This window comes from Sedimentimonas flavescens (assembly GCF_019264375.1).
Lineage (GTDB): Bacteria > Pseudomonadota > Alphaproteobacteria > Rhodobacterales > Rhodobacteraceae > Rhodobacter > Rhodobacter flavescens.
In genome coordinates, this window is the sequence record NZ_JAHVAI010000016.1 from 1 (window position 1) to 22,903 (window position 22,903).

22 protein-coding genes are annotated in these 22,903 nt (G+C 61.6%); 21 read left to right on the forward strand and 1 reads right to left on the reverse strand.

Annotation, left to right across the window (positions count from 1 at the left end):
- The first annotated feature begins 801 nt into the window (after nucleotides 1-801).
- The 21 genes from KTQ37_RS14050 to KTQ37_RS14150 all read left to right on the forward strand — a co-directional run bounded on the left by KTQ37_RS14050 (nucleotide 802) and on the right by KTQ37_RS14150 (nucleotide 21,534).
- A complete protein-coding gene (locus KTQ37_RS14050; RefSeq protein WP_236021232.1) occupies nucleotides 802-1,833 on the forward strand; it encodes a Gfo/Idh/MocA family protein in 1,032 nt (343 codons plus the stop codon).
- Nucleotides 1,830-3,401 (forward strand): acyl CoA:acetate/3-ketoacid CoA transferase, encoded by a 1,572-nt coding sequence (locus tag KTQ37_RS14055; RefSeq protein ID WP_218631154.1) that lies wholly within the window; start codon nucleotides 1,830-1,832, stop codon nucleotides 3,399-3,401. The genes KTQ37_RS14050 and KTQ37_RS14055 overlap by 4 nt, the downstream gene beginning before the upstream one ends.
- 29 nt (nucleotides 3,402-3,430) lie before the next feature.
- Entirely contained in the window at nucleotides 3,431-4,165 is a 735-nt protein-coding gene (locus KTQ37_RS14060; protein ID WP_328799738.1) for an enoyl-CoA hydratase/isomerase family protein, read from the forward strand.
- A 3-nt stretch (nucleotides 4,166-4,168) separates the two neighbouring features.
- Complete coding sequence (locus KTQ37_RS14065) at nucleotides 4,169-5,695, forward strand: aldehyde dehydrogenase family protein (protein WP_218631156.1); 1,527 nt, start codon at nucleotides 4,169-4,171, stop codon at nucleotides 5,693-5,695.
- 89 nt (nucleotides 5,696-5,784) lie between these two features.
- Nucleotides 5,785-7,002 (forward strand): ABC transporter substrate-binding protein, encoded by a 1,218-nt coding sequence (locus tag KTQ37_RS14070; RefSeq protein ID WP_236021233.1) that lies wholly within the window; start codon nucleotides 5,785-5,787, stop codon nucleotides 7,000-7,002.
- Between the two features lie 126 nt (nucleotides 7,003-7,128).
- The gene (locus tag KTQ37_RS14075; RefSeq protein ID WP_218631157.1) at nucleotides 7,129-8,025 is read left to right on the forward strand and encodes a carbohydrate ABC transporter permease; all 897 of its coding nucleotides are present in this window, start codon (nucleotides 7,129-7,131) and stop codon (nucleotides 8,023-8,025) included.
- Nucleotides 8,025-8,903: a carbohydrate ABC transporter permease gene (locus tag KTQ37_RS14080; protein WP_218631158.1), complete on the forward strand. Its 879-nt coding sequence runs from the start codon at nucleotides 8,025-8,027 to the stop codon at nucleotides 8,901-8,903. The genes KTQ37_RS14075 and KTQ37_RS14080 overlap by 1 nt, the downstream gene beginning before the upstream one ends.
- 4 nt (nucleotides 8,904-8,907) lie before the next feature.
- The gene (locus KTQ37_RS14085; protein WP_218631159.1) at nucleotides 8,908-10,020 is read left to right on the forward strand and encodes an ABC transporter ATP-binding protein; all 1,113 of its coding nucleotides are present in this window, start codon (nucleotides 8,908-8,910) and stop codon (nucleotides 10,018-10,020) included.
- Nucleotides 10,017-11,507 (forward strand): GMC oxidoreductase, encoded by a 1,491-nt coding sequence (locus KTQ37_RS14090; RefSeq protein WP_218631160.1) that lies wholly within the window; start codon nucleotides 10,017-10,019, stop codon nucleotides 11,505-11,507. The genes KTQ37_RS14085 and KTQ37_RS14090 overlap by 4 nt, the downstream gene beginning before the upstream one ends.
- Nucleotides 11,508-11,552: 45 nt before the next feature.
- Nucleotides 11,553-13,142 carry a GMC family oxidoreductase gene (locus KTQ37_RS14095; RefSeq protein ID WP_218631161.1) on the forward strand — a complete coding sequence of 530 codons (1,590 nt, stop codon included), beginning with the start codon at nucleotides 11,553-11,555 and terminating at the stop codon, nucleotides 13,140-13,142.
- A gap of 3 nt (nucleotides 13,143-13,145) precedes the next feature.
- Nucleotides 13,146-13,472, forward strand: coding sequence for a Dabb family protein (locus tag KTQ37_RS14100; RefSeq protein WP_218631162.1), 327 nt, complete (start codon nucleotides 13,146-13,148; stop codon nucleotides 13,470-13,472).
- Between the two features lie 69 nt (nucleotides 13,473-13,541).
- Nucleotides 13,542-14,561: a LacI family DNA-binding transcriptional regulator gene (locus tag KTQ37_RS14105; protein ID WP_218631196.1), complete on the forward strand. Its 1,020-nt coding sequence runs from the start codon at nucleotides 13,542-13,544 to the stop codon at nucleotides 14,559-14,561.
- 708 nt (nucleotides 14,562-15,269) lie between these two features.
- A complete protein-coding gene (locus KTQ37_RS16910) occupies nucleotides 15,270-15,974 on the forward strand; it encodes an HYR domain-containing protein (RefSeq protein ID WP_328799739.1) in 705 nt (234 codons plus the stop codon).
- Nucleotides 15,971-16,531 (forward strand): hypothetical protein, encoded by a 561-nt coding sequence (locus KTQ37_RS14115; protein WP_218631164.1) that lies wholly within the window; start codon nucleotides 15,971-15,973, stop codon nucleotides 16,529-16,531. The genes KTQ37_RS16910 and KTQ37_RS14115 overlap by 4 nt, the downstream gene beginning before the upstream one ends.
- A gap of 312 nt (nucleotides 16,532-16,843) precedes the next feature.
- The gene (locus KTQ37_RS14120; protein ID WP_218631165.1) at nucleotides 16,844-17,458 is read left to right on the forward strand and encodes a ribonuclease D; all 615 of its coding nucleotides are present in this window, start codon (nucleotides 16,844-16,846) and stop codon (nucleotides 17,456-17,458) included.
- A complete protein-coding gene (locus KTQ37_RS14125) occupies nucleotides 17,439-18,395 on the forward strand; it encodes a KpsF/GutQ family sugar-phosphate isomerase (RefSeq protein WP_218631166.1) in 957 nt (318 codons plus the stop codon). The genes KTQ37_RS14120 and KTQ37_RS14125 overlap by 20 nt, the downstream gene beginning before the upstream one ends.
- Nucleotides 18,395-18,994, forward strand: coding sequence for a hypothetical protein (locus tag KTQ37_RS14130; RefSeq protein ID WP_218631167.1), 600 nt, complete (start codon nucleotides 18,395-18,397; stop codon nucleotides 18,992-18,994). The genes KTQ37_RS14125 and KTQ37_RS14130 overlap by 1 nt, the downstream gene beginning before the upstream one ends.
- A 7-nt stretch (nucleotides 18,995-19,001) precedes the next feature.
- Complete coding sequence (lptA, locus tag KTQ37_RS14135; RefSeq protein ID WP_218631168.1) at nucleotides 19,002-19,484, forward strand: lipopolysaccharide transport periplasmic protein LptA; 483 nt, start codon at nucleotides 19,002-19,004, stop codon at nucleotides 19,482-19,484.
- Nucleotides 19,484-20,242 (forward strand): LPS export ABC transporter ATP-binding protein, encoded by a 759-nt coding sequence (gene lptB / locus KTQ37_RS14140; RefSeq protein ID WP_218631169.1) that lies wholly within the window; start codon nucleotides 19,484-19,486, stop codon nucleotides 20,240-20,242. The genes lptA and lptB overlap by 1 nt, the downstream gene beginning before the upstream one ends.
- A 217-nt stretch (nucleotides 20,243-20,459) precedes the next feature.
- Nucleotides 20,460-21,035 (forward strand): ribosome hibernation-promoting factor, HPF/YfiA family, encoded by a 576-nt coding sequence (gene hpf / locus KTQ37_RS14145; RefSeq protein ID WP_218631170.1) that lies wholly within the window; start codon nucleotides 20,460-20,462, stop codon nucleotides 21,033-21,035.
- 34 nt (nucleotides 21,036-21,069) lie between these two features.
- Complete coding sequence (locus KTQ37_RS14150) at nucleotides 21,070-21,534, forward strand: PTS sugar transporter subunit IIA (RefSeq protein WP_218631171.1); 465 nt, start codon at nucleotides 21,070-21,072, stop codon at nucleotides 21,532-21,534.
- On the opposite strand, the gene KTQ37_RS14155 is transcribed toward KTQ37_RS14150, so the two are convergent.
- Nucleotides 21,535-22,902, reverse strand: coding sequence for a nodulation protein NodH (locus KTQ37_RS14155; RefSeq protein WP_218631172.1), 1,368 nt, complete (start codon nucleotides 22,900-22,902; stop codon nucleotides 21,535-21,537).
- Between the last annotated feature and the right edge of the window lies 1 nt (nucleotide 22,903).

Genomic DNA, 22,903 nt, shown 5'->3' on the forward strand with positions numbered 1-22,903 from the left:
TTGCTCCCGCGGCGCAACAGCGCCAAACTCAACCGCGGACTCCGGCGTCAGCTGGATGAATGTCGGGGGTCACAGCAAGATTACCGTTGCGCCGCCTGAGGGCACACCCGCGCGGTTTCCGCAGGGAACCATTCATGTGAGATCCGCGCCCCCTGCGCGTAGCAATCAACGTGACCCGTGACACGCTCAACAGTGTCGATGCGGACGGCGATGGGGTCTGGGGCGATATGCAGGCCCGGATCCCGTCAAATTACGAGCCGGGATCGGATCGGTAGCTGCGGCAGGTGGCCCGCGCATTGCAGCTTGCAGTTCAGAACGCCGAAAGCGAGGAGATCTCGCTGCGTTTGGCGCACAATGAGGTGCCTTTTGCGGTAGGTAGACCGCCTTTTCTACACTGGTGGCGAAGGCACCATAACGGACCTGAATAAACTACAGGCGTATTTCTTGCGCTCGCCCGCCCGTTCCAATGCGTACCTCATGTTCGAGAGCCACCTGGGTGGACAGATCTTCCACGGCAATAAAGTCAGCGGTCCCGAGCAGGTTTGCGAAGAAGGTGAGTTGGCTCGATAGCCACGCTGGCAAGATGGCGAGAACGCAGCCTGCGCGCCTTCGGATCACCTTCACCGCGTGAAGAACCTCCGACCCGCACTCTGATTGCGGCGATCGGAGAGCAGGATCTCAAGGGGCCTGAACCTTTACGAAAGTTCCGTCAATCCTCCACTGGCTGGAAGTCAGTCGTCTCTCATTCGCCCTTCCCTGTAGTTGCGCTATTGACAGCGCTTGGAACGTTCCACTATACGAATGGAACGTTCCAATGGAGGGCAGAACGTGAAGTGGGCATTGCTCGGCGCCAGCACGATTGCTGGCCAATACATGGTCTCAGCAATACGTGCCCAAACAGATGGCGCCGTGCGCTGGGTCGTGAGCGGCAAGGCCGAACGCGCCAGGGCCTTCGCGCAGGCGCACCGGATTGAGCTCTGGTCGACCTCCGTTGAAGAGGCGCTCGAGGATCAAGCCGTGCAGGCGGTCTACATCTCGACCACGAATGAAAAGCATTACCCGCTGGCGATGGCCGCGATTGGGGCAGGCAAGCACGTTCTTTGCGAGAAACCCCTCGCAATGGACGCCGCCGAGGCAGCCGAGATGGTTTCTGCGGCACGCAGCGCTGGCGTCACCTTGGCCGTGAACCATCACCTGCGCAGTGCGGGCAGTCACAAGGCCATTCGGGCGCTTATCACATCTGGTGCGCTCGGAAGGGTGTTGTCGCTTCGGCTGTTTCACGCCGTCCATCTTCCGGAGCATCTTCGTGGCTGGCGTCTGGATAATCCCTCGGCCGGCGGCGGCGTTATCATGGATCTCACCGTTCATAACGCGGATACCGTGCGCTTCCTTCTCCGGGAAGACCCGGCATCTGTGATTGCGGAAACGGCGACATCCGGCATGGGAGCGGGAGTCGAAGACTCCGCCATGTCGGTTTGGACGATGCCATCCGGCGCCATGGTCTTCAGCCATGAAAGCTTCACCCATCCGTTCACCGAGTCGGGCATCGAAGTTCACGGCACCCAAGCGTCGGTCTTTGCGCGCGGGGTGATGGCTCAGGAACCGCTCGGACGGATCGAGTTGGTGTCCAAACAGGGTCGGGGCGAGATCTCGTTCGATGCGGCCGAGATTTACGGGTCCGTCATTGAGGATTTTCAAAGCGCAGTTGCCCGCCGCGCGTCACCCGCCGCGACCGGAACAGACGGGGCGAAATCGCTGATGGTCGCCCGTGCGGTGCATGACGCCGCCCGGACAGGCGCGCGCCAAACAATCAATTATGGAGAGATCGAATGAGCAAGATCGTCAGCGCGGCGCAAGCGGCCGCTCGCATTGCCGATGGGGCCGTGGTGACGGTGTCTTCCTCGTCAGCGCTGGGTTGCCCCGACCTAGTCCTCAAAGCAATTGGCGCGCGCTTCGATGCCGAAGGCCATCCGCGGGAGCTGACCTCGATTCATCCTATCGCCGCGGGTGATATGTATGGCGTCAAAGGTGTCGACCATATCGCCAAGGATGGCTTGTTGTGCCGGATCCTCGGCGGGTCGTACCCATCTGGCCCGTCGTCCAAACCGATGCCGGAGATCTGGAAGATGATCGTCGAAAACCGGGTCGCCGCCTATAACGTCCCCTCGGGTATCCTCTTTGACATGGCGCGAGAAACGGCGGCAAATCGTCCCGGCGTGCTCACCAAAGTAGGTATTAACACTTTCGTGGACCCGATCCGCGAGGGCTGCGCGATGAATGACATGGGTGCAGCCGCTCCGATCGTGAGACGCGTTGAGTTCGACGGCGACACATGGCTGCATTTCCCCAATATCGTGCCCGATGTCGCGATCCTGCGCGCGACCACGGCGGACGAACACGGCAATCTCACCTATGAGCACGAAGGGGCCTATCTTGGCGGTCTTGAGCAGGCGATCTGTGTCCGGAACCATGGCGGCCTCGTGATCGCTCAGGTCAGCCGCGTGACCAAGCGCGGTTCCTTGCGGCCCCATGACGTGCGCGTTCCCGGTCACCTTGTCGATCTGGTCGTGATCGATCCGGACCAGAAACAGACATGCGAAACTCCTTACGATCCAGCAATCTCCGGCCAGATCATGCGGCCATGGGACAGCTTTTCACTGGCGGAGCGGGGCGTCGAAAAGATCATCGCGCGCCGCGCGGCGATGGAGCTTCGCCCCGGAATGACCGCCAACCTGGGTTTCGGTATCAGCGCAATGGTGCCGCGCATCTTGCTTGAGGAAGGCCATCCGGAAGCGGTTACCTGGGCGGTCGAACAGGGCGCGGTCGGGGGTATTCCGTTGACGGGTTTCGCATTCGGTTGCTCATCGAACGCTGACGCCTTCGTGCCCTCGCCGCAGCAGTTCATCTACTTCCAGGGCGGCGGTTTTGACGTGTCGTTCCTGTCCTTCCTCGAAGTGGATGTCGAGGGCAACGTGAACGTTTCCAAGCTCGGGAAGAAGCCCTACCTCACGGCGGGATGCGGCGGCTTTGTCGACATCACCTCGGGCGCAAAGAAGATCGTCTTTTCGGGCTGGTTCGAGGCGGGTGCCCGGATCGAACTGACCTCCGAGGGGATCAAGGTTGAAGCTCCGGGCAAGTTTGCCAAGATGGTCGAAGCAGTCGAGCACGTCACCTTTTCCGGACAACGCGCCCGCGAGCTGGGGCAAGAGGTTCTCTATGTCACGGAGAGATGTGTCATGCGCCTCGCCGAAACGGGCCTCGTAGCAACCGAGATCATGCCCGGCATCGATCCTGAGCGCGATATCGTGCAAGCTTCGGGGGGCCGCGTCTCAATCGCTCCGGATGCGATCACGCTGCCGATCTCGCTGCTGGCAGACGGGCCGATGGGGTGGGGCAAGTGAGCGCGGTCCATTTTCACCGCCACGGCAAAGTGGCCGAGTTGCGGCTTGATAACCCCGCCAAGATGAATGCTTTCACGGTCGAGATGCTGGTGCAACTTGCACAACATCTCGAAGCAATCGAGCGGGACGCATCCATCTTGGCGGTGCTTGTCACCGCCGAGGGTGAGAAAGTGTTCTGCACGGGGGCCGATATCAATGCTTGGGGGGATCTGTCCCCTGCCGCGTTTGCGCGCCACTGGGTGCGCGACGGCCATCGGATATTTGATCGACTGGCCCGCCTGTCCAAACCGACTATCGCGGTGCTTAACGGGCATGCCTTTGGCGGCGGTCTTGAACTCGCAGCGGCTTGCGACATTCGCGTCATGGCGCCCAAGGCAACCTTGGCTTTGCCCGAGGCAGGTGTCGGTATCGTTCCGGGCTGGTCGGGCACGCAACGCCTGATGCGTCTCCTGCCCGAACCGATGGTCAAGGAAATGGCTCTGTTCGGAAACCGGATCAAAGCGGATCGTGCATTGTGCTGCGGATTTGTTGCATCGGTGGACGATGATCCCCGAGCCGCCGCCGATGCCTTGCTCGAACGCGCGATCACCTTGTCGCCGCGTGCGGTCGAGATCTCCAAGTCCATGATCCACGCCGCTCAAGGCGAGGATCGGGGCGCGATGGTCGAAGCACTCGGCAGCGCCGCGATGGCGGCAACCTCGGATCGCGAAGAGGGCGTCACCGCCTTTCGCGAAAAACGTAAGCCAGATTTCTCAGGAAGATAACTCATGTCCGACCTAAACATCCTCTCGGAACAAACCGTCGACATGCCCGACGCGCCCTATCAGGCGCGGCATTTTATCGACGGAGAATTCGCGCAGAGCGCGGATGGGCAAAAATCGGACCGGGTTTCACCTTCGCATGGTGTGGTCGTGAGTCAGGCCGCGCTGGGGTCGAATGTCGAAACGGAAGCGGCGATCCGCTCTGCGCGCGCCGCGTTTGACGACGGTCGCTGGAGCCGCCTGCCCGCCAAGGATCGCGCAGCCATTCTGAACAGGATCGCTGACCTGATCGAGGCAAATGTCGAACGCCTCGCGGTGATCGAGACCCTTGAAAGCGGTAAACCCATCAGCCAGGCAAGGGGCGAGTGCGGCGGCGCGGCGGATCTTTGGCGATATGCGGCTTCGCTCGCGCGGACGGTGCATGGTGACAGCCACAATGCCCTTGGCGATGACATGATGGGCGTCGTGTTGAAAGAGCCGATCGGCGTTGTCTCGATCATCACGCCCTGGAACTTCCCGTTCTGGATCCTCAGTCAGAAGCTTCCGTTCGCTCTTGCTGCCGGGTGTACCTGCGTGGTGAAGCCCTCCGAAGTCACGCCCTCGACAACAGCGATGCTGGGAGAGTTCCTGCAAGAAGCCGGTCTGCCCGCGGGCGTCTGCAACATTGTTCTGGGCTATGGCAATCCCGTCGGGAGTTTGATGACCACGCATGAGGATGTGGATATGGTCACGTTCACGGGCTCGACCGCCGTCGGCAAGCTGATCACGAAGTCCGCGGGCGAAACCCTGAAGAAGGTCGCTCTGGAACTGGGCGGCAAGAACCCACAGGTGATCTTCCCCGATGCGGACCTTGAGCAGGCGGCGGATGCGGTCACTTTCGGGATCTATTTCAACGTTGGCCAATGCTGCAACTCGTCCAGCCGCGTGATCGTGCATGAGGATGTGGCAGATGCCTTCGTGGCGCGCGTCGTCGCGCTGTCGCGCAAGGTTGTTTTTGGCAACCCGATGAACTCCGACACGCAGGTGGGCGCGATCGTGACCACGGATCACCAGGCCAAGATTGATGGATACGTGCGCCAGGCCGTCGCGGCAGGAGCCGAGGTTTGTCTTGGCGGGCATATCATGTCGGTCCCCGGGCTTGGCACGCAGTTCTACGAACCCACGGTCGTGCGAGGCGTAACGCCCGATATGGCGATTGTGCGCGAAGAGGTTTTCGGGCCGGTTCTGACCGTCTTGACGTTCAAGACCCTCGACGAGGCGATCGCGCTGGCAAACGACTCGACCTACGGCCTCTCGGCAGGGGTCTGGAGCGAGAATATCCATACCTGTCTCGAGTTCTGCCGGCGCGTCCAGGCAGGGACGGTCTGGACCAATACCTGGATGGATGGGTTCCCCGAGCTGACATTCGGCGGAATGAAGCAATCCGGTCAGGGCCGCGAGATCGGTAAATACGGTTTTGAGGAATTCCTTGAGGTGAAGTCCCTCGTGATGCGCATTGGCCGCAAGCGGGCACCTTGGGTGAGAACGGCATAAGCCCGCGAACCGGGATGCCGAAGAAACCAACGCGACATCAGGAGGAGACATCAATGCGTGGTTATTTTGGAACGAAGACAGCTCTTGTCATGACTCTCATGGCGACGACCGGCATGGCACATGCCGAGGACGTCGAAGTGCTGCACTGGTGGACGTCCGGCGGCGAAGCCTCGGCTCTCAACGTGCTGAAAGACGGTCTCGCTGCCGATGGTATCGGTTGGATCGACATGCCAGTCGCCGGTGGGGGCGGTGAATCGGCCATGACGACGCTGCGCGCACGTGTGACCTCTGGTGACGCGCCGACGGCAGTTCAGATGCTGGGCTACGACATTCAGGACTGGGCTGAAGAAGGCAAGCTTGCCAACCTCGACGCGGTTGCCGCTGAAGAAGGCTGGGATGCCGTTGTCCCGGCCGCTCTTCAGGCGTTCTCGAAATACGACGGCCATTGGGTCGCAGCCCCCGTCAATGTCCACTCGACGAACTGGGTCTGGGCGAACAAGGCCGTCCTTGATGAGCTCGGCATCGCGCAGCCGGCAACCTGGGAGGAATTCGTCGCGGCGATGCAGGCGGTCAAAGACAGCGGCCGCATCGCATTGGCTCATGGCGGGCAGGCCTGGCAGGATGCAACGATGTTCGATGGCATCGTTCTGTCGGTCGGTGGCGTGGACTTCTACAAGAAGGCTTTCATCGAACTTGACTCGGAAGCGCTGGGTTCCGAGCAGACGGTCGAAGCCTTCAACCGGATGGCGACCCTCCGCAGCTTTGCGGACGACAACTTCTCTGGCCGCGACTGGAACCTGGCATCGGCGATGGTCATCAATGGCGATGCCGCTTTCCAGATCATGGGCGATTGGGCGAAGGGTGAATTCCTGAACGCAGGCAAGGTGCCCGGCACCGATTTCCTGTGCTTCCGTCTTCCGGGCACCCAGGGCGATGTGAGCTTCAACTCCGACCAGTTCGCCATGTTTGCGCAGACCGATACCGCCGCGCAGGCCGCGCAAGCCGAGATGGCGCGCGCGATCATGTCGCCGGGCTTCCAGTCGGCGTTCAACGTGGTCAAAGGCTCGGTTCCCGCGCGCACCGATGTCCCGAACGACGCGTTTGACGCCTGTGGAAAGCAAGGCATGGTGGAGCTTGCGGAAGCTTCGGCAAATGGGACGCTGGTTGGCTCCATCGCCCATGGCCATGCCAATCGCGCAGCGGTCAAGAATGCGATCTATGACGTCGTGACCGCCCATTTCAACGGCGAGTACGACGCCGCGACCGCCACCAAAGAACTGGTGAACGCGGTCGAAGCCGCTCAGTAATATGAGTTGCCTGCGAAGGCGGCCACCCGCCGCCTTCGCGATCATCGGAATGGTTCAGTGAGTGTTCGGGCCATTGCCGCGAGATAGCAATCAAGATGGCCGCAACCTCGCGGCGTAGGAGGAACCATGGCGCAACGTGCCCCGGAGGCGGATTTTCGCACTCGCCTGCAAGAATGGATTCCAAAGCTGGTCCTGTCGCCCTCGCTGGCCGCGATGTTGGTCTTTGTCTATGGTTTCATTGCCCTTACGATTTATCTCAGCGTTTCCGACTCCAAGATGCTGCCCAGCTACGACCTGGTCGGCTTTGAGAACTACGCAAAACTGTGGAACCTGTCTGCCTGGTGGACAGCGGTCGTCAACCTTCTCATCTTCTCTTCGCTCTACATCGGCATTTGCACGGCCATCGGCCTGACGCTTGCGATCTTGCTTGATCAGAAGATCCGCGGCGAAGGCATACTTCGTCCAATCTACCTCTATCCGATGGCGCTGAGCTTTATCGTGACCGGCACGGCGTGGAAGTGGATCATGGATCCCGGCATCGGAATCGAGAACACGATGCACCTTTGGGGTTGGGCGAGCTTCGAGTTCAACTGGATCAAGGACCGGGACATGGCGATCTACACCGTCGTTATCGCCGCGGTCTGGCAGACGTCCGGCTTTGTCATGGCGATGTTCCTTGCGGGCTTGCGCGGCATTGACAACGAGATCCTCAAAGCGGCCCAGATCGATGGCGCTTCGAACTGGAGCCTCTATCGCCGGATCGTCATCCCTCTGCTCCGTCCGGCCTTTCTCTCGGCCTTCGTCATTCTCGCCCACCTTGCGGTGAAGTCCTATGACCTGATCATCGCGCTCACCGGAGGCGGACCGGGGCGCGCGACAGAGCTGCCGGCGACTTTCATGTATTCCTACACGTTTACGCGCAACTCGATGGGAATTGGCGCCGCTTCGGCCGTGATCATGCTGATGACCATTGCCGCAATCATGACCCCGTATCTCTACGCTGAGCTGAAGGAGAAGAAGTGATGGCCGTAGCTGAACAAGATACCGCCGTCAGGACCGGAGGGATCACCCGCGCCTTCATCTACGGTATCCTGCTTCTCTTCATGTTCTTCTACCTGATGCCGTTGTTCGTCATGATCGCCAACTCGCTGAAGCCACTGGCCGAGATCACTGGCGGGAACATGATGGCCCTTCCGGATACATGGACCGCCGAACCCTGGAGGCAGGCATGGTCTTCGGCGCAGATCGGCGTGGAGCCGACAGGGTTGAAGCCCTACTTCATCAACTCGATCCTGATGGTGGTGCCATCGGTCGCGATCTCGACGGTTCTTGGCGCACTCAACGGCTACGTGCTGACAAAGTGGAGCTTTCGCGGCGACAAGATCATCTTCGGTCTGCTGCTGTTTTCGTGCTTCATCCCGTTTCAAATCGTGCTGATCCCGATGGCCACGGTGCTCGGGAAACTGGGTCTGGCGGGCTCCATTCCCGGCCTGATCCTGGTCCATGTCGTTTACGGCATCGGTTTCTCGACGCTCTACTACCGCAATTACTACGCCGCCTTTCCGACGGAACTGGTGCGGGCCGCCATGATTGACGGTGCGGGGTTCTTCCGGATTTTCTGGCGGATCATGCTTCCGGTTTCGGGCCCGATCACCGTGGTCTGCGTCATCTGGCAATTCACCAATATCTGGAACGACTTCCTGTTCGGTGCATCGTTTGGCGGGCAGACACAGCCGATGACCGTTGCGCTCAACAACCTCGTCCAGTCCTCGACGGGCGTCAAAGAATACAACGTTCACTTTGCAGGGGCGATCCTCGCCGCGCTGCCAACCCTCCTCGTCTATATCGTCGCAGGTCGCTACTTCGTGCGCGGTCTGATGGCAGGCTCTGTGAAAGGATAAAGCCATGGGATTTCTCGATATCCAGAACGTCACCAAGTCATATGGTTCTGTCGAGGTTCTTCATCGCGTGGACATCGAAGTACAGGAGGGCGAGTTCCTCGTGCTGGTCGGGCCGTCGGGTTGCGGAAAGTCCACCCTGCTCAACATGATCGCGGGATTGGAAAGCATTACCTCGGGCGACATTTCGATCAAGGGCCGGGTGGTCAATGGTGTGCATCCCTCAAAGCGCAACATTGCCATGGTGTTCCAAAGCTACGCGCTTTACCCGAACATGACCGTCGGGCAGAACATGACATTCGGGCTCGAAATGCATGGCACCCCGAAAGCGGAGCGCGACCGGGCCCTGAAAGATGTCGCAAAGCTCTTGCAGATCGAGAACTTGCTGGACAGGAAGCCGGGGCAATTGTCCGGCGGACAGCGGCAGCGCGTCGCCATGGGCCGCGCCCTCGTCCGTGATCCGGACGTCTTCCTGTTCGATGAACCCTTGTCCAACCTTGATGCCAAACTGCGCGTCGATATGCGGACAGAGATCAAGAAGCTGCACGAGAAGCTAAAGACGACGATCGTTTATGTGACGCATGACCAGATCGAGGCGATGACGCTCTCCACCCGGATTGCGGTCATGTATCAGGGCTATGTGCAGCAGTTGGGCACGCCGAAAGAAATCTACGACACCCCGGCCAATGTCTATGTGGCGACATTCATGGGCAGCCCTGCAATGAACGTGCTGCCGGCAAAAGTCGTCATGCATGAGGGGGTGCCCTATGCCCAGATCAAGGATGCGGGCGGTGTGGAGAAACTCCTGAAGTTCAGTCAGGCCAATATGTCTGACTGGTCTGGCAAGGAAATCCTGCTCGGCATACGCCCCGAGTCGATCACCGACCCGGACGGAGCGGATCGGAACTCCAACAATATCGTGCCGTTTCGCAACCGGATCGGCGTTACGGAGCCGGCGGGCGCAGATACGTTCGTCACCATGGAGCTTGGCGGCATCGACATTGTCGCGCGCATGCGCGCCGATGCGAATGTCGGCGCCGGGCAAGAGTTCGATTTCGCGATCAACATGGACAAGGCCGTCGCCTTCGATCCCAAGACCGAAGAACGCATCAAGCCATGAATGGCGCGGACGTAATCATCGTCGGGTCCGGAATGGGGGGCGCCACCATGGCGGCGTCTCTTGCCGGATCGGGGCGGCGCGTCCTGATCCTTGAGCGCGGGGACTATCTGCGCCCCTCCGCGCATGACCGCGATGACAGATCAATCTTTGTCGACGGCCATTACCGGCCCGACGAAGAGTGGCTGGACGGCGAGGGGCGGCCATTCAACCCGGGCAACTACTACTATGTCGGTGGAAACTCGAAGTTCTACGGCGCGGTTCTCATCCGCTATCGGCGCGAAGACTTTTCTCCGCGCAAGCATATGGGGGGCACAACGCCCGGATGGCCGATTTCCTATGACGATCTTGAGCCTTTCTATTGCCGTGCCGAGCACTTGTACTCTGTCCGCGGAAATCTTGGGGATGACCCGACAGAGCCGCCCCATTCGTCTCCCTATCCGTTCGGGCCGGTTCAGGATGAGCCCGCGATAGCGGATCTGCGTGCGCGGCTGACCGCTCTCGGGTTGCACCCGAGTCGACTCCCGCTTGGCGTGGATCTTGAGCAATGGCTTTCGCGCGCAAGAACGCCATGGGATGCATTCCCCGACACCAATGGCGGCAAGCTGGACGCGGAGACCGCAGGCCTGAAGGCTGCGTTGCAGCATGCCAACGTAACCTTGCGGACGCAGGCCCGCGTTCGCCGCCTGATCTCGGGGGAGGGCAACCGCATCGCCGGGGTTGAACTGACCTCCGGAGAGACCTTGTCGGCTCCGATCGTGGTTCTGGCGGCGGGTGCCGTGCAAACTGCGGCGCTGCTGCTGGCCTCGGCAAACGAAGCCAACCCCAATGGGCTTGCCAATCGCTCAGACCAGGTCGGCCGCAACTTCATGAACCACAATTGCTCGGCGATCCTGGCGCTGCACCCGTTTCGACGCAATGACTCGGTCTATCAAAAGACGCTGGCGCTGAATGACTTCTACCTGACGGGCGGGCCGAACGGTGAACCCTTGGGCAACGCGCAGATGCTTGGCAAGATTTCCGGCGCGATCCTTCAGGCGTCTTCGCCCTTGCCGCGATCCATCGCAAACTGGGTCGCGCGCCACTCGCTCGACATCTACGCGATGTCCGAAGATCTGCCGAACCCGGAAAGCCGCGTCACCCTGGAGCACGGGCGGATCAGACTGGATTGGAGACGATCCAACTGGGATGCCCACTTGGCACTGGTCTCTCGGCTCAAGAGCGTGCTGCGCAAGGCCGGCTACCCGATAGTTCTGTCCCGCCCGTTTGATCGCCGCACCCCCTCGCACCAGTGCGGCACGGCGCGCATGGGGTGCGACGGGGCCTCCAGCGTTGTGGATGCCAATTGCCGCAGCCACGACCATTCGAACCTTTACATCACCGATGCGTCGGTCCTGCCGACTTCGGCCGCGGTGAACCCCGCATTGACCATCGCGGCCCTGTCGATCCGGGCCGCGGAGCATATCGAACGAAACGCGAAGGCTGCTTAGACCGCACCTTGCGACAAGGTCGGCCGATTTGAGGAGGGCAACGAAATGTCCAGAGGTTACGATTTCATCATCATCGGCGGCGGTTCTGCCGGCTCGGTCCTTGCTGGTCGGTTGTCGGAGGACCCGTCGGCACAAGTCCTTTTGCTGGAAGCTGGCGGCAGCGATCGGCATCCGTTTTATCATCTGCCGGCCGGCTTCGCGAAGATGACGAAGGGCATCGGTTCGTGGGGCTGGGACACGGTTCCACAGAAACACATGCAAAACAAAGTCTTCCGATACACGCAGGCCAAGGTCATCGGCGGCGGATCGGCCATCAATGCGCAGATCTACACGCGCGGCAATGCGCAGGACTATGACGACTGGCGGCAGATGGGCTGCGATGGCTGGGGGTATGAGGACGTTCTGCCCTACTTCAAGAAGGCGGAAGACAACGAGACCTACGAGAACCGCTTCCACGGCAAGGGAGGACCTCTTGGCGTGAGTGAGCCACGCGCGCCCTTGCCGGTTTGCGAAGCCTATTTTGAGGCAGCGGCCGCGTTGGGTATTCCGCGAAACATGGATATCAACGGCGAAAAGCAGGACGGCGTCTGCTATTACCAGCTGACGCAGCGCAATGTCCGCCGTTCGTCAGCCTCCATGGCGTATGTGACCCCCAATCGGCACCGCAAGAACCTCACGGTCAGGTTGGGTGCGCAGGTCCGCCGTCTGATCGTCGAGAACGGACGTGCTACTGGCGTTGAGCTGATGGACGGTACCCGGCTCTCCGCAGGTTCAGAGGTTCTGCTTGCCTCGGGCGCGATCGGGTCGCCGCGCCTCTTGCAGTTGTCCGGCATCGGGCCCGCCGACCATCTGCAGGCACTGGGCATTCAGCCCGCATTCGACCAGCCACAAGTTGGAGAAAACCTCCAGGATCACCTGGACCTGTATTGCATCAGCGAACTGTCCGGACCCTACAGCTATGATCGCTACGCGAAGCCGCATTGGGCGGCGATCGCGGGCCTGCAGTACATCTTTGGCCGCAAGGGGCCGGTTGCCTCCTCGCTCTTTGAAACCGGCGGCTTCTGGTACGCTGATCCCGAGGCCCGCTCGCCCGACATTCAGTTCCACCTCGGGCTGGGCACGGGTATCGAGCACGGTGTCGCAGCGATGCCTCAAGGTGGCATCACGCTCAACTCGTGCTATCTGCGCCCTCGCTCGCGCGGGACGGTTCGTCTGCAGAGTGCAGATCCGGCGAAAGCGCCCTTGATCGACCCGAACTATCTTCAGGATCCACGGGATCGGGAGATGTCTATCCGCGGTCTGAAACTGACGCAGGAAATCTCGGCACAGCCAGCGCTATCCAAATACATTCTGGCGGAGCGTTTGCCGGGGCCGGATGTGAAGACCGACGAAGACTATTTCGACTTCATTTGCCAGCACTCCAAGACGTCGCACCATTGTGTCGGCACCTGCCGTATGGGTTCCGATGATGCGGCCGTCGTGGATACGTCACTCCGGTTCAACGGAATTGACGGCCTTCGGATCGTCGACAACTCGATCATGCCGACGGTGATTTCTTCAAACACAAACGCCGCAGCGATCATGATTGGTGAGAAGGCCGCCGATATGATCAAGGCAGAACACGGAATGGGCTGAGCCATGGTACGTCACATCGTTCTGATACGTTTCAAACCAGAGCTGAGCGAGGCGCGCATCGCCGAGCTGTTTGCGGAACTGCATGACATCGAGGGCAAGATCCCGGGCCTTCTGAGCGTGACCTCGGGCCGCAGCGAGAGCCCCGAGAAGATGGAGCGCGGCTACATGCACGGCTTCGTCGTGGATTTCGCGGATTGGGAGGCCCTTCAGGCTTACCAGGACAACGCCGATCATCAGGCGCTGGGCGCAAAGCTGGTAGAGGGTGCGGTGGGCGGCAAAGAGGGCATTCTGTGCTTTGATCTTCCTACAGTCGCGGCGCAGGCGCTTTGATAAGCATTCAAATGCCTTAAAGAGTGCTACAAGACCCAATCGAACCTCGAAGGCAGAGACAAGGTGACCATGAATCGTAGGCCGACAATCATTGATGTTGCCCGCAAAGCCGGCGTCTCCAAGTCGACCGTGAGCCTTGTCTTGCAAAACAGCCCGTCGGTCCGGGAGGACACACGCCAGGCGGTCCGGCAGGCGATGGCCGATATCGGTTATGTCTACAACCGCTCTGCCGCGAACATGCGCATGTCAAATGCCGGGCTTATCGGTTTGGTCATTAACGATCTGCGCAACCCGTTCTTCACCGAGTTTGCGACCTCGCTTCAGATGGCTCTGGCCGAGAAGGGCTATTCGACCGTCATCGCCAACGCGGACGAGAATGCAGACCTGCAAGAGCAGGTGGTCAGTTCGATGATCGAGCACGGCGTTTCGGCGTTGATCATCTGTCCGACATATGGGGACACGAAGGCAACGTTCGATGCGATCGCGCGCGCTGGCATACCGACCATGCAGATGCTGCGCCAGGTTGATGACAGGCTTGAGCTGTTCCCCTTCATTGCGCCGGACTACGTGTCAGGCAGCAGGGAGGCGACACGTCACCTGATCGAGATGAAGGCCCATCGGATAGCCTTCGTCGGCGGGCTTGAGGGCCGCGCGGTCACGGAAGAGCGCAAGGCGGGTTATCTCGAGGTGCTACGAGAGGCCGGGATGAAGCCGGTCGTCATGACGGGAAAATCAAGCCGTGAGTTCGGTCGAAACGCGGCGAAGAAGCTGACGGAGGAGCATCCCGACATCGATGCGGCGGTCTGCTTCAATGACCTCGTTGCTCTCGGAATGCTGTCGGGCTTCTACGAGATCGGGCGAAAGGTTGGCGAGGATTTCCTGATCGTCGGATTCGACGACATTCAGGATGTCGCGCAGACCTATCCGGCTTTGTCTTCAGTGCGTTGCGACATCGCTGCGATTGGGGCGCGGGCCGCGAATACCGTCGTGAACTGGCTCGAACATCAAGAAACCCCGCAGCCCGCGATGCGCACGCCGGTTTCACTATCCGTCCGACAATCCAGTCAAATGAAGAAGCGACGCACCTAGGGGCGGGCCCGGTTTCTTCTGCGCTAGAGAATGACAGTTGCGGCTTGATCAATGGCCTCGACAGGTCGTCGGGAGTATTTGGCGCGCGACGCAATCTGTGACGGCGATGCAACATGTGCGCGGGTAGGCCAGCGCCGGCCGGGAAGTTTTCCTCGAACCTCACGAACCTGTTGCCCTAGGTGAAAGCCTCATGGGAGCCAGGCATGATGAACAGGTGTTTTCGCTATCTGACGGCTGCCGCCCTTTCGCTTGGCGCGATGGTGCCAGGTTCTGCTTACGCGTTCGGGGGGGGCGGAATCGACGTGCGGGTGAAGCCGGTTGGAGTGTCGGCGACGAACTGTCCGTTCAACCCGTACAATGAACCCGCTGGCGTCATCGCAGGAAGTGCGGATCTGTTGTTCGCGGGTCTCTCTGATCCGCCATGGTACGTTACCGCGGGCGGAAGCAGCTGGGTAAACGGGCATCCTTACCACCAGCGGCCACCGCTCGATGACCGCGAGCGACCCTCAGGATGCATGCGGTTTCGTGCCTGGTTCGGTCGTGATCGTCTCGCAAAACGGGGCCGATGGCGCATCCTATGCAAACGATAGCTATATCGGCCTGACTTTCAGAGCACAGTCCGCCGGAGATCCGCAGACATATGAGTACGAAATCGCCATTTCGGGTGCGACGAATACGTCGATAGTCAACACGTGAACGGCCGTCGCGGTGCCAGACACCGAGGCCCCGGTTGTCACAGTGCCAGAGAATATCGTCGTTCCGACGGATCCGGGGGTGTCGACCGCAGTCGTAAGCTATGCTGCTCCGGGTGCGACCGACAATGTCGCTGTAACTTCGGGTCCCACCCTGACGGAAGGTCTTGCATCTGGCACCACCTTCCCGCTTGGCACGACGAACGTCACCTACGCGGCATCGGATGCGGCGGGCAACACAGGCAGCGCGAGTTTCACGGTAACGGTCGTTGATACCGAAGCGCCGATGATTACGCTGAGCACTCCGGCGGGCGAAACGCAGGGGCCCTTCATCGTGACGGCAACGTTCAACGAGGACGTCGTCGGGTTCGAGATTGACGATGTCGTCGTGGGTAACGGTGTCGCGTCTGGTTTTGTCGCGGACAGCGCGAGCGTTTACCGCTTCACGGTGACGCCGACCGCAGAGGGTATTGCGACGATTGATGTCGCCGCGGCCGCAGCACAGGATGCCGCGACGAATGACAGTCTGGCCGCCGATCAGCTCAGTGTAACCTATGACATCTCTGCCCCGACGGTCTCCCTGAGCGGTCCGACGGGTCCGGTGTCTGGGCCCTTTACAGTGACGGCAACACTCAACGAGGTGGTGACCGGTTTCGAACTGGGCGATATTGTGGTCGCAGGCGGCGTGGCTTCGGCGCGAGTGTGGGCGCCTGTGCGGTGACCGAACTGGCGACGAACATTTATCTCGGCGGGTATCTGTCGTTGGGGATGGGGCGGCATGATCTCGACATGGGCGATGGTATTCTCGACATCGTCGGTGATTACAGTTCCCGCAATCTTGAAACCGGGCTGACGCTTTCCGGAACGGTGGACGGCAGCGGCTATCAAGTGCGCCCCGCGCTCTCGGCCTCTTATGGCTATGTCGATCTCGGTGATATCGGCATGACGGGCACGGCCTATGGGGTGGTCGATGACACGCTGGTTCTCGATGCCGGGCATGTGCCGGTCGCGCGGATCAGCTTTGCACCCGAAGTGCTCTTTCCGCTGGATGGGCTGAGCGCGGATACTTCGCAATCCACCCTCGGCGTCGTGCCGCGCGTCAGCTGCGAGTGGATCGATGGGGGCGCGGGCGAGGACGACAGCGGTGGCGGGCTTGGATTCACCCTCCGGCATGTCGACCTGGCAAGTGGCGCGCGTTTCAACGTGGGGTACGACTATGAGAAAGTCGGCGCTCGGGAGACCTCGTCGGTGAGCATGAATCTCGAAATCCAGTTCTGATCAGGATCTCGGCACAGCTTGTATGAAGGCGCGATCCAAGCGGACCGCGCCTTCACCTTTTCAGGCGGATGCCTATTTCCCCGACAGGTCCAGCCTGATTTTTTCAGGTGTTCAGGCCGTTGCGCAGCCACGGCCAAAGGCGATGGGGCGGGGGCGTCATGGCGTCGAACGCGCGGCGGATGGCCCATAACTGACGAAATCGGCGTAAGCGCGCCGTTACGACGCAACTGCCGCAGCCGTGAGGCCGGGTTACGTTGGCAAAGCCCGCACAAAGGGATTATATCTGCGCCGACAAGAACAAGAGGATCCGGCGTGGCCATTTACCTGCATCAGAACGACCTGCCCGAGGGGCTGACCCTTGGGCCCGTGGTTGCCATTGACACCGAAACCATGGGGCTTGACCCGCGCCGCGACCGGTTGTGCCTTGTGCAGCTTTCCTCGGGCGATGGCGACGCGCATCTGGTGCAGATCGCCAAGGGCCAGACCGAGGCGCCGCGCCTCTGTGCGATGCTCGCCGATCCGGGGGTGGAGAAGCTGTTCCACTTCGCGCGATTCGACATTGCCGCGCTTTACAACGCCTTTGGCGTCATCACCGCACCGGTCTTCTGCACCAAGATCGCGTCCAAGATGGTGCGCACCTTCACCGATCGTCACGGGCTGAAATACCTGCTTCAGGAACTGGCGGGCGTGGATATTTCCAAGCAGCAGCAGACCTCGGACTGGGGCGCGGCGGAACTGACGCAGGCGCAGCTCGAATACGCGGCCTCGGACGTGCTCTACCTGCACCGCCTGCGCGAGGTGCTGATTGAGCGTCTGGCGCGCGAGGGCCGCACGGGGCTGGCGAAATCGTGCTTCGACTTCCTGCCCGCGCGCGCACAGCTTGACCTGATGGGGTGGGAGGAGCCCAATGACATCTTCCACCACTGATTACATCGCCACCGCCCGCCGCGTGATCGAGATCGAGGCCGAGGGGCTGGCGCAACTAGCCGAGGGCCTGAACGGCACCTTCGTTGCAGCGGTCGAGACGATCTTGAAGGCGCGCGGCCGCGTTATCGTGTCAGGCATGGGCAAATCGGGCCATGTCGGGCGCAAGATCGCGGCGACGCTGGCCTCGACCGGCACGCCCGCGCAATTCGTCCACCCGGCCGAGGCAAGCCACGGCGATCTGGGCATGGTCACGCCCGACGATGTGGCACTGGTCTTGTCGAACTCGGGCGAGACGCCTGAACTGGCCGACCTGATCGCCCATACCCGGCGCTTCCAGATCCCGTTGATCGGTGTGGCCAGCCGGCCCGACTCGACCCTTCTGCGTCAGGCCGATGTCGCGCTGGTGTTGCCGCGCGCGACCGAGGCCTGCGGCACCGGCAATGTGCCCACCACCTCGACCACCATGACGCTTGCACTGGGCGATGCGCTGGCCGTCGCGCTGATGGAGCATCGTGCGTTCACGCCCGAGCATTTCCGCACCTTCCATCCGGGCGGCAAGCTGGGAGCGAAGCTGTCCAAGGTCGCCGACCTCATGCATGAGGACATGCCGCTGGTCCCCGAGACCACACCCATGTCCGAGGCGCTTCTGGTCATCAGCCAGAAAGGCTTTGGCGTCGTCGGGGTCACCGACGCCCAGGGGCATCTGTCGGGCATCATCACCGACGGCGACCTGCGCCGTCACATGGAGGGCCTGCTTGGCCATACCGCCGTCGAGGTGATGACGCGCAACCCGCGCACCATCGCGCCCGGCGTGCTGGCCGAATCCGCCGTGGCCGTGATGAACGAGAAAAAGATCACCTGCCTCTTCGCGGTCGATCAGGGGCGCCCGGTCGGCATCCTGCATATCCACGACTGCCTGCGCGCCGGGGTGGTCTGATGCGCTATGACAACAGCCATTCGATGATCGTGGCATGGGTCAAGATTGCCCTGCCGCTGGCCGCGCTTGCGCTGTTGTCCACGCTGTTCATGTTCTCGGACAAGGTCGATCCGCAGCTTGCGCAGTTCTATGCCAAGGTCGATGTGGCCGAACTTGCGCGCGAACAACGCATGACCTCGCCGACCTATGCCGGCATGACTGAGGATGGCTCCGCCCTGACGGTGCGCGCCAGCGCCGCGCGGCCCGATCCGAATGGCGGCGCGGGGGCCTCGGCCGAGCGGCTGGTGGCCAAGATCGAAACGCGTGACGGCATGGTGACCGATCTGACGGCGGCCGCCGGGCTGCTCGATCCCGGCAACGAGGGGATCAGGCTGTCCGACGGGGTTACGGTGCAGACCTCGACGGGCTATCGCATGGCGACGCCCGTGGTGCAGATCGCCACCGACCGCTCGCGCCTCGAAGCGCCGCAGCCGGTGATGGCCGACGGCCCCTTCGGCACGATCAATGCCGATTCGATGTTGATGACGACCAATGCGGCAGGTTCGCAGGATCTGATTTTCAATGGGCATGTAAAGCTGATATATCAGCCGCAAGAGTGAGGTTTTCATGTTCTCCCGTTCGCGCATTCTTGCCCTGATTTTTCTGCTCGTACCGGTGGCCGTTTCGGCACAGGAGGTGGCCTTCGCCGGGCTGCGTGCCGATACTGCGGCCCCGGTCGAGGTGACGGCCGACAGCCTGTCGGTTAACCAGGCGGATGGCACGGCGGTGTTTTCGGGCAATGTCGTGATCGGCCAGGGCGAGATGCGCCTGCAGGCGGCAACGGTGCAGGTCGAATATGGCGCGGACAATTCCAAGATCGCGCGGCTTCACGCCTCGGGAGGGGTCACGCTGGCCTCGCCGACCGAGGCCGCCGAGGCCAGCGACGCGGTCTATGATGTGACCACCGGGCGGCTCGTGATGACGGGCGATGTACTGCTGACCCAGGGTGCGAGCGTCATGTCGGGGCAAAAGCTCGACGTCGATCTGAATACCGGCGTGGGCCGGATGGACGGGCGGGTTCGCACGATCCTGCAACCGGGGGGCAACTGATGGCCACCCCCGAACTCAGCCTGGCCGAGGGTGCAGGCGGCCTGCGCGTCACCAACCTGCGCAAGAGCTATCGCAAGCGGCTGGTGATCCGCGATGTCTCGCTGGAGTTGAACCGCGGCGAGGTCGTGGCGCTTCTGGGCCCGAACGGCTCGGGCAAGACCACCTGCTTTTACAATGTCGCCGGGCTGATCACCCCCGACTCCGGTCAGGTCTCCATAGACGGGCGCGATGTGACCACCCTGCCGATGTATCGCCGCGCCAAATTGGGCATCGGCTACCTGCCGCAAGAGGCCTCGATCTTCCGCGGCCTTTCGGTCGAGAAGAACATCATGGCGGTGCTGGAAATCGCCGAGCACGATCCGCACAAGCGACGGGAAAGACTGGAAGAATTGCTTGGCGAGTTCTCGATTGAGCATCTGCGCCACGCCTCGGCGCTGGCGCTGTCGGGGGGCGAGCGGCGGCGGGTGGAGATCGCGCGCTGTCTGGCTGCCGACCCCAAGTATCTGCTGCTCGACGAACCCTTCGCCGGGGTTGATCCGATCGCCGTGGGCGAGATCCGCGCGTTGGTGTCGCAGCTCAAGGAACGTGGGATCGGTGTGCTCATCACCGACCATAACGTGCGCGAAACGCTCGAGATCGTGGACCGCGCCTACATCCTGCACGATGGCAAGGTGCTGATGTCGGGCACCACCGAAGAGGTGGTCCACGATGAAAATGTGCGCCGCGTCTATCTGGGGCAAAACTTCCGCATCATCTGAGTGCTGCGGTGCAGCGAAGTTGACCCGTTGACACCCCTCGCGATCCGTTCCCAAATGAGACAAATGCGTGAACATGGCCCCATTGCCCGAGCACCCTTTTCGACCGATTCCGGTCCGTCTCGGCCATTGCCCTGCGCACAGCCATTCCCCAGATTTAACCGGCCCGCCTCCCCGACAATTCCGTCCGGGTTCGGGCCACTGACGTGAAGGAGAAGCCATGCGGTACCAGATCAGCGGCAAACAGCTTGACGTGGGCGAAGCGCTGCAAACCCATGTAAAGTCCGAACTGGGCGAAACGGTGGACAAGTATATGCAGCGCCCCACGGATGCGACCGTGGTGTTTTCGCGCGATGCGCATGAGTATATCTGTGAAGCGACGGTTCATCTGTCGACCGGCCTGACCGCCACGGCGACGGGCCATGCAACCGAGATCTATGCAGCCTTCGAATCTTGCCGTGAGAAGATGGACAAGCAGCTGCGCCGCCACAAGCGCCGGCTGAAGGATCATCACAAGGAACGTTCGCAGCCTGTTGAATTTGGCGCTGCCGGCCTGTATGTGCTCGCCGCGGATGAAGAAGAGTCGCACGAGGACGGCGGTGGCCTTGCTCCCGTGATCGTGGCCGAGATGGAGACCAAGGTCCCCACGCTCTCGGTCGGCGAGGCGGTGATGCAGATGGAACTGGCCAATGCCTCGATGCTGGTCTTCCGCAACGAGAAACATGGCGGGGTCAACGTCGTGCATCGCCGCGATGACGGCAATGTGGGCTGGATCGACCCGCGCAACAGCAAATGAGCGCCTGACGATGGCAGGCGCGGAAAAAGGACAGATGGATCTATCCTCGCTGCTCAAGCCGGGTGCCGTTAAGGCACTCGTCAACGTTACGAGCAAGAAGCGCCTGTTTCAGGACCTCTCGGAAATCGCGCATTCAGCCTACGGGCTGGATGCGGCTCAGGCGGTCGACGCCCTGCAGGAACGTGAAAGCCTTGGCCCGACGGGCGTGGGGCATGGCGTTGCCCTGCCGCATGCGCGTCTGCACGGCCTGAAATCGGTCGTGGGCGTGTTCCTGCGCCTCGAAAAACCGCTCGATTTCGATGCGGTGGACCGGCTGCCGGTCGATCTGGTCTTCGCGCTGTTCGCGCCCAAGGATTCGGGTGTCGATCATCTCAAGGCTCTGGCGCTCGTCTCGCGCACCATGCGCAATGGCGAGGTCTGCGCCAAGCTGCGCGCCAATACCGATCCGGCGGCGCTGCACGCCGTTCTGACGGCCGGGCCGGGTGCGCAAGCCGCCTGATCAGGCGCGCCAATCCCCAAAACCGAATTGCAGGAAGTCGCGCGGATAAGCCTCTCGCGCGGCTTTTTCCATTTCGGGCTGCCAGATATCGGCCAGCTTGACCGGCCCGCTATCCGGGTCGGGGGCGGTGAAGGCCGGTGTCTCCAACCCCGCGGCGCCCGCCAGATAGGCCAGATCCTCGGCCAGCCGATCTTCGCGCGCGAGCAAGTCGGGCGCACCGATCTGCGAGATCGACTGAACCATATTCGATTGGCTCGCCCAAAGCGGCTGCACCGGCAGCTTGGTCTGCCCGCCCAGATGCGGCTTGAGCCAGCGCAGCCATGCCAGAAACGCCGGGCCGTGATCGTCGAGTTTCATCTTATAGCTTTTCGTCAGAACCCGGCGCGTCTCTTCAAAACTCGGGGCCTCAAGCAGCGTGCAGAAGGCCTGATGAGCGCGCAAGAGCGGGTGGCGCAGCACGGTGAAGCTGCGATGGCCGGGGTGACGGCGCTTCCATTGGCGCAGGGTCTTCTGCGAGAAGCCATCCTCGACCTCGCCCAACTGCTCCAGCCACGCGCGGATCGCCGCGTCCGGCGCAGGGCGGATCGGCATGAACAACAGTCCGCCCCCGCGCAACGCCATGAAACCGGGCACATTCGGCCCCCGGCGCGGTTCAAAATTCGGCGTGCGCGCCAGGTTGAAATGATCGAGCCGCGAAAGCGCCGCCTCCATCGCCGCCGGGTTGGAAACCTTGTCTTCCAACGGTTCGGGATTCTGTGGCACAAGCTTGCTGGAAAGCGTGTCCAGACGCGCCTCGACTCCAAGCCATTGCGCCAGCCCGTTCAGCACGGACAGATCGGGCACATCCTCATAATCGAGATAGAAGGCCGTCTGCCCCGAGGTCTGAAGCGCGTGCAAGACACGCAACTGGAACTGCTGCAAGGTTTCCAGGTGGGCGGCATACTCAGCCGCGTCAAACTTGGCCAGCGCGGCGATGCGATGGCGCGCATCGGCAAGCCGCCACTGGCCGGTCGCCCGCGCGATCTTGAGGCTGATATAGCTTTCCAGCGGATTGCGGTTCAGAACGATCTTGGCGCAGCGCGGATCGTCCAGCATCGCGCCAAGCACGCGCGGATCGTGATCAGGGAAATAGCGGCAGCCGTTCAGACCGGGCTCGGCGCCGATCCTTTGCCACAGCACCAGCGGGTCGGCATCGCGCTCGGCCAGACTCATTCCCAGAAGCGTGTCGCGCTTGGGGTAGCCGATCAGCGCGGGGTTGAAGGCCTCGCCATGGCAGGTCACGCCCGCCAGCGCGTTCAGCGCGGCTTCGAGCAGGTTCGAGCCCGTCCGCATCGCCGCAAGGATGACGAAGCTGTCGAAGCGCGCCATC

Excerpts from the sequence above, each read along its gene's own strand:
- KTQ37_RS14050 (WP_236021232.1), top strand. The coding sequence starts at position 802 with ATGGAACGTTCCAATGGAGGGCAGAACGTGAAGTGGGCATTGCTCGGC.
- KTQ37_RS14055 (WP_218631154.1), top strand. The coding sequence starts at position 1,830 with ATGAGCAAGATCGTCAGCGCGGCGCAAGCGGCCGCTCGCATTGCCGAT.
- KTQ37_RS14065 (WP_218631156.1), top strand. The coding sequence starts at position 4,169 with ATGTCCGACCTAAACATCCTCTCGGAACAAACCGTCGACATGCCCGAC.
- KTQ37_RS14070 (WP_236021233.1), top strand. The coding sequence starts at position 5,785 with ATGACTCTCATGGCGACGACCGGCATGGCACATGCCGAGGACGTCGAA.
- KTQ37_RS14075 (WP_218631157.1), top strand. The coding sequence starts at position 7,129 with ATGGCGCAACGTGCCCCGGAGGCGGATTTTCGCACTCGCCTGCAAGAA.
- KTQ37_RS14080 (WP_218631158.1), top strand. The coding sequence starts at position 8,025 with ATGGCCGTAGCTGAACAAGATACCGCCGTCAGGACCGGAGGGATCACC.
- KTQ37_RS14085 (WP_218631159.1), top strand. The coding sequence starts at position 8,908 with ATGGGATTTCTCGATATCCAGAACGTCACCAAGTCATATGGTTCTGTC.
- KTQ37_RS14090 (WP_218631160.1), top strand. The coding sequence starts at position 10,017 with ATGAATGGCGCGGACGTAATCATCGTCGGGTCCGGAATGGGGGGCGCC.
- KTQ37_RS14095 (WP_218631161.1), top strand. The coding sequence starts at position 11,553 with ATGTCCAGAGGTTACGATTTCATCATCATCGGCGGCGGTTCTGCCGGC.
- KTQ37_RS14100 (WP_218631162.1), top strand. The coding sequence starts at position 13,146 with ATGGTACGTCACATCGTTCTGATACGTTTCAAACCAGAGCTGAGCGAG.
- KTQ37_RS14105 (WP_218631196.1), top strand. The coding sequence starts at position 13,542 with ATGAATCGTAGGCCGACAATCATTGATGTTGCCCGCAAAGCCGGCGTC.
- KTQ37_RS14125 (WP_218631166.1), top strand. The coding sequence starts at position 17,439 with ATGACATCTTCCACCACTGATTACATCGCCACCGCCCGCCGCGTGATC.
- KTQ37_RS14130 (WP_218631167.1), top strand. The coding sequence starts at position 18,395 with ATGCGCTATGACAACAGCCATTCGATGATCGTGGCATGGGTCAAGATT.
- lptA (WP_218631168.1), top strand. The coding sequence starts at position 19,002 with ATGTTCTCCCGTTCGCGCATTCTTGCCCTGATTTTTCTGCTCGTACCG.
- lptB (WP_218631169.1), top strand. The coding sequence starts at position 19,484 with ATGGCCACCCCCGAACTCAGCCTGGCCGAGGGTGCAGGCGGCCTGCGC.
- hpf (WP_218631170.1), top strand. The coding sequence starts at position 20,460 with ATGCGGTACCAGATCAGCGGCAAACAGCTTGACGTGGGCGAAGCGCTG.
- KTQ37_RS14150 (WP_218631171.1), top strand. The coding sequence starts at position 21,070 with ATGGATCTATCCTCGCTGCTCAAGCCGGGTGCCGTTAAGGCACTCGTC.
- KTQ37_RS14155 (WP_218631172.1), bottom strand. The coding sequence starts at position 22,902 with ATGGCGCGCTTCGACAGCTTCGTCATCCTTGCGGCGATGCGGACGGGC.